Source organism: Streptomyces sp. NPDC057682 (genome assembly GCF_042799575.1).
Classification (GTDB): Bacteria; Actinomycetota; Actinomycetes; order Streptomycetales; family Streptomycetaceae; genus Streptomyces.
In genome coordinates, this window is the sequence record NZ_JBHVIN010000009.1 from 1 (window position 1) to 12,783 (window position 12,783).

Here is a 12,783-nt window from a genome sequence, read left to right on the forward strand (position 1 = left end):
TGCGTCACGCCGTGACGCACCCTGTGACGCACCGATGACGCACACCCACACCCCCGCGTCACACAAAACCGCAGGTCAACAGCCCGCGTGACGCTCGTGACGCTGTGACGCAGAAATCCCCACCTAGGACAGGCACAGCCGCCCCTCCCCCCAAGGAGTCGCACCGTGGCCCCGAAACGTGCCCCCGAGACCGACCCGCAGACCACGCTCCGCGCCGGCCTCCCCGACCGCTACCTGACCCCCGACGACTTGGTCACGATGTTCGGCCTGCCGAGCGTCGAGACCGTCTACGCATGGCGCCGCAAGAAGCTTGGACCGCCCGCCATCCGCATCGGCAAGTACCTGCGCTATGACCCCGCCGCCGTACAGGCATGGGTGCGCGAGCAGACCGCCTACGACGCCGCCTGACCCGCTCGCCCCCTCAGACACCGAGTCCGGCAGGGATGCGCATCGCCCCCTGAAGCGCCGCTTCTGGCCGCATTCGAAGGGAGACAGGAGCCCCTTTCGGATGCGGCCCACCATCTACGAGAGGTCACAGCCCGCATGGCTGGCTACGTTCAGGACCGTTGGTTCAAGGAAGAGACAACCCCGGACGGCAAGGTCGTTCGCGTCAAGACTGATCGCCACGGCATCGGGATGCGCTATCGCGCGCGCTACTTCGGCCCGGACGGCACCGAGAAGTCGGAGAGCTTCCCGGACCGGCAGAAGGGCCGGGCCGACAAGTGGCTGACGCGCATCGAAGCCGACATGGACGCGGGGAACTACGTCGACCCGAAAGCGGGTCGAGTCACCTTCGGCGAGTACGCCGAGAAGTACCTCGGCGGGTTGACTGCCGACCAGGTCAGTCAGGAGGTCGTGCGCAGGCGTATCCGGCTCCACGCGGTGCCCTACATGCGGACGCGTCCGATGGGATCGTTCAAGCCCGAGCACGTTCGGACGTGGCTAAACAGTCTCCAGTTGGCAGTACCGAACGGCACCTACCGCCGCGCCATCTACGACTCGGTGTCGGCGCTGTTCAACGCTGCGGTGGACGACAAGGTTCTCAAGTCGAACCCGTGTCATGCCCAGTCGGTTAAGGCCCCGGTGCCGGAGGACCGGCTGATCGTGCCTTGGTCCGAGGAGCGCGTGCTGGCAGTTCGCGGGGGGCTGCCCGCGCGTTACGCGGCCACCGTGGACGCGGGCGGGGGCTGTGGGTTGCGTCAGGGGGAGGTCTTCGGGCTCGCCAAGCCCAACATCGACTTCGCGGCGGGGTGGGTGCACGTCCGACAGCAGATCAAGCGTGTCGGCGGAACCCTCGTCTTCGCCCCGCCCAAGCGCGGCAAGCTCCGGGACGCGCCCCTGAGCCCCGTGGTGGGGGCAGGCTTGCGGGACCATATGGACCTGTTCCCGCCCGTGCCCGTCACGCTGCCCTGGAAGACCCCGGACGGGCCGCCGACGACGCTGGAGCTGGTGTTCACCAGCGGTGTGGGCCACGCCATCTGGCGCAGCTACTTTGACGACTTCGTATGGAAGCCAGCCCTTGCCCACGCGGGTGTCATTCCGCCGCGTGAGAGGGGCGAGCGGCGCTACGCCGCCGCACCGGACGACGGCATGCACGCTCTCCGGCACTTCTACGCTTCGGTGGTGCTGGAGGCCGGAGGCAGCATCAAGGCTCTGAGCGTCTACCTGGGGCACTCTGACCCGGGGTTTACGCTGAAGATCTACACCCACCTCCTGCCGAGCAGCGAGGAGAAGGCGCGGGCGGCGGTGTCGTCGGTCTTCCAGCGCATCCGCCCGCTGGGGCTCTCGGAAGCGGCCTGACGAGCAGCTACCGGCCCCCTACCGGCCCACGGCCCCGGACCGGCCCCTGTCTCGCGGCTCCGCCGCTGGTCAGGAGCCCTTCTGCACCTAGGTACCGCAAGACACACCCCATCTTGCCTGACGTCCATCCCCGGACGGAAACCAGTACCGCACGGGCCGCCTCCGCCCCCTCCCCCTCACGCGACGGCCCCGGTAGGGCCCCGCCGTGGCGGGGCCCTACCGGGGCCGTGACCGGTGCGTCACCGGCGGTGCGTTACCGGCGGTGCGTCGGCGCGCGGCCGGGTCGGGCGGGCTCAGTCGCCGGAGGGGCGGTCCTTGCGGCGGCGGAGGACGAAGACCGCGCCGCCGCCGATGACGACCAGGGCGATCGCGATGCCGGCGATGAGCGGGGTGGCGTTGGAGCTGCCGGTCTCGGCGAGGTTGCCCTCGGGGCCGGAGGCGGTGCCGGTGCCGCCGGCGGTGGCGGTCGTGGTGGTGGGCTGCTCGGCGGTCTGGGTGGTGAGGCCGTCGGTGCCGGTCCCGGCGGTCAGGCAGTCCAGGACGCCTTTGAAGGTGCGGGTGAAGCCGTCGGACCCGGTGACCGTGACGTCGTACGCCTGGTCCTCGGCGACCGGGACCGTGACGGTCTCGGTCCGGCCGGGGGCGACGGTGTGCTCGGCGCCGGCCAGCTCGTAGGTGAACGGCTCGTCGCCCGTGTTGCGGGTGGTGACGTCGACGCCGCCCTTGGCGCAGTTCTTCTTCGCCGTGACCGCGGGGACGGCACCCTTTCCGGCCCAGGTGGCGGTGGCGGTCGCGGAGACGGTGGACTCGCTGGAGCCGGCCAGGATCTGTGTCTGGCTCCGGGTGGCCCCGGCGAAGGCGCGGCCGACCGGGACGGAGGTGGTGGCCTGGACGGTCAGCGCGGCGGAGCCGTCGGCGGCCCCGGCCGGCACGTCGAACCAGAGCTGGGTGCCGTCGACCGCCGTGGTGACGGGCTTGCCCTTCTTGTCGGTGATCCGGACGCCGCTGGCGGCGTCCGCCGGCGGGGTCACGCCGACCTGACCGGCGTTGGTGCGCACGGTGACCGGGCCGACGCGCTTCCCGGAGCGGCCGGAGACGGCGACCGGGTCCAGGGCGAGGGAGGCCTTGGGCTCGACGGTGTTGTTCGCCGACTTCTCCAGCCAGTCCGCGAGCTTCTCCGCCTGCTTGTCGGAGGCCCGGACGTCGGCGTCGTCCGAGTAGCGCCAGATGGCGACCTGGGTGCCGGCCGCCGCGGTCCGCTCGGTGAGCGGGCCGGTGCCGGCCTGCTTCGCGAGCGCCTGGAGGTCGTCGATCTGCGGGTAGGAGTGCTCCAGGATCCAGCGGATCTTCCCGGCGTTCCTGTTGGTGCCGAGCGAGGTCTGGTTCCAGGGGGTCTCCAGGTACTTCGCCTGGTCCTGGGTGGGGTTGTGGATGTCGATGCAGTACGTCTTGAGCGTGCCCCCACCGTCGACGGTCATCTCGAAGAGCCCGGCGGGCAGCTTCTGGTTCTTGCCGTTCGTCCGCAGGATCGCGCTGTCGAAGGTCTTCAGTCCGTCGAGGGTGGCCGTCGCGCCGCCCTGGTGCGCGGGCGCCTCGTCGGCGACGGCGCCGCCCGCCCCGGTGAGCGCGCCGGCCACGACCAGACCGGTCGCCACCAGCGTGGCGGCCAGCCGGGTCATGCCCCGTCTCCGCCCGGTGTCGGACGCCGCCGTCGATGACGGACCGGTCGCTGAAGAAGCAGAAAACACAGAATTCCCCTCCGGGCGAGACCCTCACGTCCGGTACGTGTGTGGGGAATGTCCCGCCAGCCGACTCAAGTGCCCTGTGAGTACCGAGGAATCCTAAGGACCGGGCGTAGAACAGTCCCCCGTCATACCGTCCGACAAGCATTCCGAATCGGAATCGTTATCCCGCGCAATGATCCCGACGACCGGCTCCGGACACCGGATCCGGGTCTGCTCGACAGGAATCTTGGCCGGAAATCGCCATTCCTCCGAGGGCCTTCCGTCGGCCCGTCAGGGCGCGGCGGCCAGTTCCCGATCCTTCTTCTGACGTCCCGTCCGCCGCCGGGTGACGGGCCGTTCGCCGCGCGCCCCCGCCCCCTCGTCCCGTTCCGGGCCGTCGGGCGGCACCTGGTCCGCCGACCGATCGTTTTCCGCCGCCCGGACCTGTTCACCGTCCGGCCGCCGCTCGCCGTCCCCCGGTTCCACGCCCGGCCGTTCCCGCACCGCCCATGGGTCCGGTTCCGCTCCACCGCCGCCCCGGGTCACCGCCGTCCGCTCCGAATCGGCCCTCACCGCGCGCCGGAAGGCGGACGTCCCCCGGGTCAGATCGTGGCCGACCGCCGTCGCCTCGATGTCCACGAACGTGCGCCGCTGCCCCTCCCGTTCCTCCTCGCGCACCTTCAGCCTCCCGTGCACCACCAGGGGTTCACCGACGGCGACCGAACCGGAGAGATTCGCGGCCAGGGTGCGCCAGGCCCAGACCGTGTAGAAGCTCGTGTGCCCGTCCGTCCAGAGCTGTTTCTCGCGGTCCCAGCGGCGCGGTGTCACGGCGAACCGGAATCGCGCCATTCCCCCGCTCGCCGTCTCCCGGAACTCCACACCCGTGGCCGCGTTTCCCACCAGCGTCACCAAGGTCTCGTTCATGACTCCGCCTCCCCTTCGGTCCGGATTCCGTGACCGCGCTCATACGCGCCGTCACCGGTTCCATCGTGAAGGGGAGGCGGAATTCCCGCTGAACCCTGTGGACTAACGCCCCGTTGTGGAAAACTCCGTCACCGCCACGAAGCGCTCGCGCACTTCCCGGTACCGCACCAGCTCGGCCGAGACCGGATCGAGCACCTTGGCCCGCCCCAGCGCCGCGGCCGCCTCGCGCAACCGCCGCTCGGCCTCCTGCCCGTACCGCCGGGCCGGTCCCCGGGCCGCCGCCGCACACGACCACTCCACCAATGGACCGCCCACGATCCCGGCCAGCATCAGCAGAGCGGGGGTCAGCAGCCCCGGTTCCAGCACGCCGATGATCTGGCCGGCCAGCCACAGACCGCCGAAGACCTGGAGCAGCGTCATCGCCACCTGGGCGAGCACGGCGGCGGGCCACCATGCGGGCCGGGGCGGCTTCTCGCCCCCACGCCCGGCCTCCCCACGCCCGGCCTCGCCACGTCCGGCCTCGCCCCGGGCCCCGAACCCGGCGGAGACACCGGCACCGGCACCGCCGCGCTCCCCGGCCCCGGAATCCCCGTCGCTCCCCGCCCCAAAGCCCGTCCCCGTCCCGGATCCCGTCCCCGCCCCGGATCCCGCCCCCATGCCCGTGCTCGTGCTCGTCGCCTCGACCCCGGCGGCCCGCCCGGCGAGTGCGTCGAGGGCTTCGGGGAGGTCGCGCGCGCCGTGGACAGCGGCCTCACGGACGGCCTGGGCCCAGGGGCCTGGCAGTCCGGCGGCGGCGTCGTCGGCGACCGTGCGGACGGCCTGTTCGACGCGCTGACGGGCCGTGAGGTGCTCCTCGGGCGGAGCGGTGACGGGGGTGGGGTCGGGGCCGCCGGGGCGGCGGGTCGCCTCGTACCAGCGCCAGAGCCGCAGCCACGGCGTGCCGCAGGCGCGTCCGGCGTTGCGGCGCCAGGCGCGCTCGGCGGCCTGTCCGGCGGCGGCGGCCCCGACCGCGTCGGCGAGCCGGTCGGCGAACTCCTCCCGGGCCCGCTCCCCCAGCCCCGGCCGCCCCTCGGCGACGTACACGGGGCGGAGCCTGGCCGCGGCGGCGTCCACATCGGCGGAGAGCCGGCGGGTCGCCGCCGTACGCTCCTGGACGAACCGGCCCAGCAGGTCGCGCAGTTCGCCCACGCCGTCACCGGTCAGGGCGGACAGGGACAGGACGGTCGCGCCGGGGTCGCCGTGCTCGCCGACGGCCATGCCGTCCTCGTCGAGGAGGCGGCGCAGATCGTCGAGCACCTGGTCGGCGGCGTCACCGGGCAGCCGGTCGATCTGGTTGAGGACCACGAAGGTGACCTCGGCGTGCCCGGCGAGCGGGCGCAGATAGCGCTCGTGCAGGGCGGCGTCCGCGTACTTCTCCGGGTCCACCACCCAGATCACCGCGTCCACCAGCGCCAGCACCCGGTCCACCTGGTCGCGGTGGCCCCGGGCCGCCGAGTCGTGGTCGGGGAGGTCGACCAGGACGAGGCCCTGGAGCGCCTCGTCGGCGGCGGAGCCGGTGGTCTGCGGCCTGCGCCTGAGGCGTCCGGGGACGGCGAGGCGGTCCAGCAGCCCCGCCGCGCCGTCCGTCCAGGAGCAGGCCAGGGGCTGGGAGGTGGTGGGCCTGCGCAGCCCGGTCTCCGAGATCTGGGTGCCGGCGAGGGCGTTGAAGAGGGTCGACTTGCCGCTGCCGCTCGCTCCGGCGATGGCGACGACGGTGTGGCGCGAGGAGAGCCGCTGCCGGGCGGCGGCCTCGTCGAGCACCCGTCCGGCCTCGGCGAGATCGGACCGGTCCAGCCGGGCCCGGGACAGGCCGACGAGTTCGCGCAGGGCGTCCAGCCGGGGGCCTAGCGGGCTGCCGGAGGGTACGTACGCCTCGACCTGGGGCCGCAGCTCGTCCTCCGGCGGGATCGCCGGGTCCTCGGACGGGTCCGTCCCCGCGGCGGCCGAGGCGCGGCGGGCGATGAGCCCGTCGTCCCAGCCCTCGCCGGTGCGCCCGGGGGCCCGCTCGGCATCCGCGCCCGGACCGGGCACGGACGAGGGCGCGGGTTCCCGGGAACCGGCGTCCCCGCCTCGTCCGGGGCCTTCGTCAGTGACGGCAGTCATCGCTGCCACCTCTCCTTCTGCAGTACGGACAGGGCGGCGATCAGTTCGGCCTGCGGCTCCGGGGCCACGTCCATGCGGTCCAGCGGAGCGAGCCGGCGGTCGCGTTCGCCGTCGAGCACCTGGTCGAGGTAGCTGGTGAGCAGTGCCCCGCCCTTGTCGCGCAGGCGCAGGGCGCCCTGGGCTCCGATGCGTTCGGCCAGTTGCTCACCGGCGGTACGGGCCCGGCGTCCGCCGAGCAGGGCGGCGGCGAGCAGGGCGGCGACGGTCTCGGGGGCCGGGGCGGTATGGCGTTCCATCAGCCGCACCTCCTCCTCGGCCAGTTCCTCCAGGACGCGGCGCCAGCGGCGTACGGTCATGGCGATCCGGCCCCGGATGTCCTCGGCCGGTCCCCAGCCGCCGTCCTCACGGCCCGCGGACTCGAAGGCGAAGCCGCCGGAGGCGGGTTCACGGCGCCAGGTGGTGCGGATCTGCTCGTCGGCGGCGGCCACCGCGCACTCCAGGAGCGCGGCCAGGGATTCCACGAGGGCGTCCAGGACCTCGTCGGCGGTGCTGTACAGCGGATAGCCGCGCCAGCGGGTCCGGGCGTCCCCGGCCAGCGCGCCGCCGTTGCGCAGCCGCCGGCGGACGCGGGCGCCCTCGGTGCGGTAGGCGTCCTCGACCAGACCGGTCAGCCGCACGGCCGCCGCGTACTGTGCGGCCACCGCCCCGGCGAGCGCGGGCATCCGGACGTCCAGGGAGTCGATCATCCCGGCCGCCGTGCGGCCGACGGCCTGCTGACGGGCCGCCGGGTCCTGGGCGCGGTGGGCGAGCCAGGCGCGCAGCGGGGCGACGGCGGTGGTGGGCAGCAGTCCGCTACCTCCGCCCGCGGACTCGGGGAGTTCGGGGATGGTGAAGCGGGGCACCTCCCCGAGCCCCGCCTTGGTGAGCAGGGCCCCGTACTGGCGGGACACCTCGGCGATCACCTGGTGCGGGACCCGGTCCAGGACGGTGACGAGCGAGGCGTCGTACTCCTTCGCGGTGCGCAGCAGATGCCAGGGCACGGCGTCGGCGTACCGGGACGCCGTCGTCACCATGACCCAGACGTCGGCGGCGCAGATGAGTTCGGCGGCCAGCACCCGGTTGCGCACGACGAGCGAGTCGATGTCGGGGGCGTCCAGCAGGGCGAGGCCGCGCGGGAGTCCGGTGGCGGTCTCCAGGCGCAGCGCGGTGCCCTCCTCGGCCGCGTTGCCGTCGAGTCCGTCCAGGTCGTCGCACTGCCCCGGGTCGGCGGACTCCTCCGGCGGCAGCCAGACCCGGGTGAGCTGCGGCAGGACCCGGATGCCGGTGAACCAGTGCTGGTCGTCCGGGTGGCAGACGAGGACGGGCGTACGGGTGGTGGGGCGCAGCACCCCTGCCTCGCTGACCCGGCGTCCGACCAGTGAGTTGACGAGCGTCGACTTGCCGGCCCCGGTGGATCCCCCGATGACGGCGAGGAGCGGTGCCTCGGGGTCCTTGAGCCGGGGCAGCAGATAGTCGTCGAGCTGGGCCAGCAGCTCGGTCCTGGTCTGCCGGGCACGTGGTGCGCCCGGGAGCGGGAGGGGCAGACGCACGGCGGCGACACAGTCGCGCAGGGCGGAGAGTGCGTCGATGAGCTGAGGCCGTACGTCCAAGGTCACCACATGCGAAGAATGCCCAATTTTGGAGCCTTTTTGAAGCGTATAACCACCTCTGCGCGCCGGTTCCCCCGTCCGGACAGAGGGGACGAGTGGGGCGCAGGCATAACGAGTGCACAACACCCGGGGCGCGGGGCGTCAAAAGCGATGCATGAATCGCACCTACCTGCGATTATCGTCTCGCTTCACCGAACCTACACATCGTGCCACGCAGGTGAAGCAACCGGGCCGAGCCCAATGGAGCCCTATCCTTGTCCCGGCAAGGTCACGGACCGCCCGGTCCCAGGGCTCCAGGCCGCCGAGGCCCACACCCGGCCCCCGTAGCTCAGTGGATAGAGCAGGTGCCTTCTAAGCACTTGGCCGCAGGTTCGAGTCCTGCCGGGGGCGCACAGAACAGACGACCGCAGGGCCCTCCAGCCGGAGGGCCTTTTCGCTGGTCGGGGGCACGCTACTGGGCCGGGTGTAGCGGGAACGTAAGCACCGGGCCACCTCTCGGCCGCGCACGATCCGCCCCAGCGCCCGGCCACCCGCTCTTCACCGGAACGCGGCCACGCACTTGACTCCATGACACGATTATCGTGTCATGGATGGGTGCTGTACGCGACCCCCTCCCTCGACGCCGACGATCGGCGGGCCCTCGACGAGATCGAGAGCATGCGCCGCGCCCTGCGCCACATGCTCCGGGCCACCCCGCGCTGGACCCGCCAGCTGCGGCGCAATCTCACCGCCCGCGCGATCGCCGGATCGAACACCATCGAGGGGTACGCGGCGACGGTCGACGACGTGGAAGCCCTCATGTCCGGCGAGGAACCGCTGGAGACCGGGGAGAAGACGCGTGCCGAACTGGAGGGCTACCAGCGCGGCATGACCTACATCCAGGCCCTCGCCGACGCCGGGGACGACTTCCGTTACGACGCCGGCCTGTTCAACGGCCTGCACTTCATGCTGCAGGGCCACCACCTCGACAAACGCCCCGGCCGCTGGCGCGACGGGCCCGTCTACGTCACGAGCCCCGACGACCCCCTCGTCCCCGCCTACACCGCACCGGACCAGGCTGATGTCCCCGCCCTCATGGCGGAGTTCATCGACTGGCTCAACGAGGGCGACCTCGACGCGCCCGTCCACGTCCGCGCCTCCATGGCCCACCTCAACCTCGTCAAGATCCACCCGTGGAAGGACGGCAACGGGCGCATGTCCCGCGCTCTGTCCACGCTCGTTTTCTCCCGCGAGGCTCTGATGCCGCCCGAGTTCTCCTCCATCGAGGAATGGCTCGGCCGGGGACAGAACACCTACGCCTACTACCAGATCCTGGAGGACGTGGGCGGCCCCCACTGGAGCCCGAAGCGGGACACCCGGCCCTGGGTCCGGTTCTGCCTGACCGCCCACCACCGCCAGGCCCAGCAGGCGCGGCGCCGCTTCGATGTGATGTCACAGGCCTGGACCCGCCTGGTAGACAGTGTCGAGGCCGCCGGTTTGGACGAGCGAGTCGTCTACGCCCTGCTGCCCGCGTTCTCGGACGCGAAGGTGCGGCGCACCGTCTACCAGCAGGACGCCGATCTCAGCGACCAGCAGGCCATCCGCGACATCCGCGAGCTCGTGGCCCGCGGCTGGCTCGTCCCCCACGGCAAGGCCCGCGCCCGCTACTACGCCCCGGGCCCGCTCATGGATCCGGTCCGGGACGAGGTCCGCCAGTCCACGGAGCCGTACAAGGATCCCTACCGGCGAGAACGATGACCCCCTGCCGGCGACGATGCGGCAAAGGTCCTCATTGACGCCGCCCCCACCCCGCGTCTAGCTTTCCAGCGGCGATTGAATCCTTTCATTCGAGGGGTCGGGAGCACCGCACATGCAGCGTGTCTGTTTTCTGCTGAACGTACGCAAGGACCGGATCGAGGAGTACCGCGCGCGGCACGCCGCCGTGTGGCCGGAGATGCTGGAGGCGTTGTCGGCGGCGGGGTGGGGGAACTACTCGCTCTTCCTGCGGGAGGACGGGCTGCTGGTGGGTTATCTGGAGACGGAGGACTTCGACGCGGCGCGGGAGGCCATGGCGGGGACCGAGGTGAACGGGCGGTGGCAGCGGGAGATGGCGGAGTTCTTCGAGCAGACGGAGGCGGCGGACGAGGCGATGGTGCCGCTCTCCGAGGTGTTCCACCTGGCGTGACCGGGCTCCGTGCTCAGACCGCCAGGGCGGCCAGGACGAACGCGGCCAGGGAGAGCACCGTGCGGATGCGGTGGAGGGCGTTCCAGCGGGGCTCGAAGGCGGTGCGGGCGGCCGTGTCGTCGCCGCCCTCGGAGGCGGCGAGCGCGTTGTTCAGGGGGATGTTGCCGGCGACGGTGACGAGGTGGGAGGCGACCGCGCAGGCCAGGGCCGCGAGGACGAGCGGCCAGCCGTCCTCGCCGTGTTCGGTGAAGGCTGCGACGGCGGGGAAGGCGATCACGCCGAGGAAGAGGAGCAGGAAGACGGGCCCCGGGACCTTCTCGTTGAAACGGCGCATCGCCGCCGTGAAGCCCGGGTCGGGCAGGGCGGCGATGCCGGGCATGATCGCGACGAGGAACGTCAGCAGGAAGCCCGCGTAGAGGCCGGTCGTGATGACGGAGAGGCTGAGGAACAGGGAGTCCATGGGCCCATCATGGCCGGTCGGGTCCGGTCGCACGGGGTGAATTCGCATGCCCGTGCGACCGGTTGGGGACCGTCGGTCCGTCGCGGCCGTGACCACGCGCCGCCCGTGCGACCGGTTGGGGCGCCGGTCCGTCTCGCCTCCGTCCTGCTCCGTCCCGCGCCCTGCCTCTCGACCTCTCACCCCCTCCCCCGGGCTCAGTCCATCTCGCCCTCGTCCGTCCTCGGTTCCGGGCCGCCCCGGCCGCCCTTGAGGCGGTCCGCCTGGCCGATCATCGTGGCGAGGCGGGCCACCGCGTCGTCCTCGGTGCGGGTGGCCAGGTCCTCGGCGTGGGCGGCGAGGGTGGCCAGGGAGGGGGAGCCGGGGAGGGACTCGCCGCGCAGGGCCTCGGCGAAGTAGGCGGCGGTGGCGGTCACCTGGAGGCGGTCGCTGCCGCCGTTCCACAGGGCGCCGCGGACACGGGAGACCTCCACGGAGCCGGTCCGCTCGTGCGGGGCGCGGGTGCGGGGGTCCAGCCAGCGCACGGTCGCGGTGGCGACGTGGCCGGAGGCGCCGTCGCGCAGGAGCACGGCGTAGAGGGCGGTCACGGTGTGGCCGGGGCCGACCTCGCCGCCGTCCACGGCGTCGTTGCGGAAGTCGTCGTCGGCCACCCTGCGGTTCTCGTAGCCGATCAGCTTGAACTTCCGCACGGTCTCCGGGTCGAAGGCGACCTGCGCCTTGGCGTCGCGGGCGGTCAGTTCGACATGGGCGGGGAGCTGGTCGACGAAGACCTTGCGGGCCTGCTCCTCGTCGGAGATGTACGTGGTGTGGCCGTCGCCCTTGTCGGTGAGCCGTTCCATCAGCGCGTCGCCGTAGTCGCTGCCGACACCGACGCCGAAGAGGGTGATGCCGTAGTCGCGGCGGGCCTTGCCGATGCGTTCCAGGATGGCGTCGGCGTCGGTCTCACCGGTGTTGGCCAGGGCGTCGGAGAGCAGGACGACGCGGTTGTTGGCGCCCTCGCGGTGGCCTTCGACGGCTTCCTCGTAACCGCGCCGGACGCCCGCCTCCACGTTGGTGGAATCGGTGGCTTCCATGGAGTCGACGGCGTCGTGGATCCGTTGCCGGTGGTCCCGGATCCGGGTCATCGGCAGGACGGTGCGCGCCTCGTCGCTGAAGGTGACCAGCGCCACCGAGTCGTCGTCGCGCAGTTCGTCGGTGAGGATGCCCAGGGAGGTCTTGACCAGGCCGAGGCGGTCGGACGAGGCCATGGAGCCGGAGATGTCCACGACGAAGGTGAGGGCGGCGGGCGGGCGCTCCGCCGTGCTGGGCGCGGCCTTGGTGGCCAGGCCGACCCGGACCAGGGACCAGTCGCCGCCCTCGCCGCCCGCGCGGGCCCCGTCGACGGAGACGGTGAAGCCGTTGCCCGCCGGGCGCCGGTAGCCCTGGCGGAAGCTGTTCACGAACTCCTCGGGCCGGACGGTCTCCGGTGCGGGCAGCCGGCCGTCCGCCAGGGTGCGGCGGGCGTAGCCGTACGAGGCGGTGTCGACGTCCAGCGCGAAGGTGGAGAGGTAGTCGGGGCGGGCGGTCGCCGTCAGCCCGTCCGGCTTCTTCCGGCCGTCCGCCTCCGCCGCCCGCTGCTGGTCCCCGGCCGTCCCGCCGCCCGGGACCGCCCCGCCGGTCGCGGCCGGGGCGGGCGCCGGTCCGCGCTTGTCGCTCGTCGCGGAGCCGCGGTCGGAGTCCGTCCCCGAGCACCCCGTGAGCAGCACCCCGCCCGCCAGGAGCAGCCCCACCGCTCCCCGGTACATCCGCGTCCTGCGGTCCATCCCCTACCCCCAGTGTCGTCGTGTCACCACTCGTGAATGTGACGCGCGAACCGGTGCGGCGGACCCGCGAGTTGATTGCGGAAGGGTTGCGATGCGGCAACGGCGGGGCGCTCCGCGGCGG

General features: G+C 72.5%; 9 protein-coding genes, 1 tRNA gene and 1 pseudogene. 5 read left to right on the forward strand and 6 right to left on the reverse strand.

All coding sequences use genetic code 11. From position 1 onward, the window contains the following. Positions 1-165: 165 nt before the first annotated feature. On the forward strand, positions 166-408 hold the full coding sequence (locus ACFVDM_RS17940) for a helix-turn-helix transcriptional regulator (protein WP_383640157.1): 243 nt from the start codon (positions 166-168) through the stop codon (positions 406-408). 135 nt (positions 409-543) lie between these two features. Next, positions 544-1,800: a tyrosine-type recombinase/integrase gene (locus ACFVDM_RS17945; protein ID WP_383640160.1), complete on the forward strand. Its 1,257-nt coding sequence runs from the start codon at positions 544-546 to the stop codon at positions 1,798-1,800. Positions 1,801-2,093: 293 nt separating this feature from the next. Here ACFVDM_RS17945 and ACFVDM_RS17950 read toward each other — a convergent pair whose 3' ends face one another. The 4 genes and pseudogenes from ACFVDM_RS17950 to ACFVDM_RS17965 form a co-directional block, all read right to left on the reverse strand. After that, a complete protein-coding gene (locus ACFVDM_RS17950) occupies positions 2,094-3,548 on the reverse strand; it encodes a Cys-Gln thioester bond-forming surface protein (RefSeq protein WP_383640163.1) in 1,455 nt (484 codons plus the stop codon). Between the two features lie 492 nt (positions 3,549-4,040). Continuing rightward, a pseudogene (locus ACFVDM_RS17955) lies at positions 4,041-4,448 on the reverse strand (single-stranded DNA-binding protein); the annotation flags it as partial. A 102-nt stretch (positions 4,449-4,550) separates the two neighbouring features. Beyond that, positions 4,551-6,590 carry a GTPase gene (locus ACFVDM_RS17960; RefSeq protein WP_383640167.1) on the reverse strand — a complete coding sequence of 680 codons (2,040 nt, stop codon included), beginning with the start codon at positions 6,588-6,590 and terminating at the stop codon, positions 4,551-4,553. Then, positions 6,587-8,239, reverse strand: coding sequence for a dynamin family protein (locus tag ACFVDM_RS17965; protein WP_383640989.1), 1,653 nt, complete (start codon positions 8,237-8,239; stop codon positions 6,587-6,589). The genes ACFVDM_RS17960 and ACFVDM_RS17965 overlap by 4 nt, the downstream gene beginning before the upstream one ends. Before the next feature lie 317 nt (positions 8,240-8,556). Between ACFVDM_RS17965 and ACFVDM_RS17970 the strand changes: the two genes are divergently transcribed. From ACFVDM_RS17970 to ACFVDM_RS17980, 3 genes are all read left to right on the forward strand, one after another. After that, a tRNA-Arg gene (locus ACFVDM_RS17970) sits at positions 8,557-8,629 on the forward strand. A 204-nt stretch (positions 8,630-8,833) separates the two neighbouring features. After that, the gene (locus tag ACFVDM_RS17975; RefSeq protein ID WP_383640170.1) at positions 8,834-9,976 is read left to right on the forward strand and encodes a Fic family protein; all 1,143 of its coding nucleotides are present in this window, start codon (positions 8,834-8,836) and stop codon (positions 9,974-9,976) included. Positions 9,977-10,088: 112 nt separating this feature from the next. After that, positions 10,089-10,403: an L-rhamnose mutarotase gene (locus ACFVDM_RS17980; RefSeq protein WP_383640173.1), complete on the forward strand. Its 315-nt coding sequence runs from the start codon at positions 10,089-10,091 to the stop codon at positions 10,401-10,403. Positions 10,404-10,416: 13 nt separating this feature from the next. On the opposite strand, the gene ACFVDM_RS17985 is transcribed toward ACFVDM_RS17980, so the two are convergent. Continuing rightward, positions 10,417-10,863, reverse strand: coding sequence for a DUF1772 domain-containing protein (locus tag ACFVDM_RS17985; protein WP_383640176.1), 447 nt, complete (start codon positions 10,861-10,863; stop codon positions 10,417-10,419). A gap of 194 nt (positions 10,864-11,057) precedes the next feature. After that, positions 11,058-12,662, reverse strand: coding sequence for a von Willebrand factor type A domain-containing protein (locus ACFVDM_RS17990; RefSeq protein ID WP_383640178.1), 1,605 nt, complete (start codon positions 12,660-12,662; stop codon positions 11,058-11,060). Between the last annotated feature and the right edge of the window lie 121 nt (positions 12,663-12,783).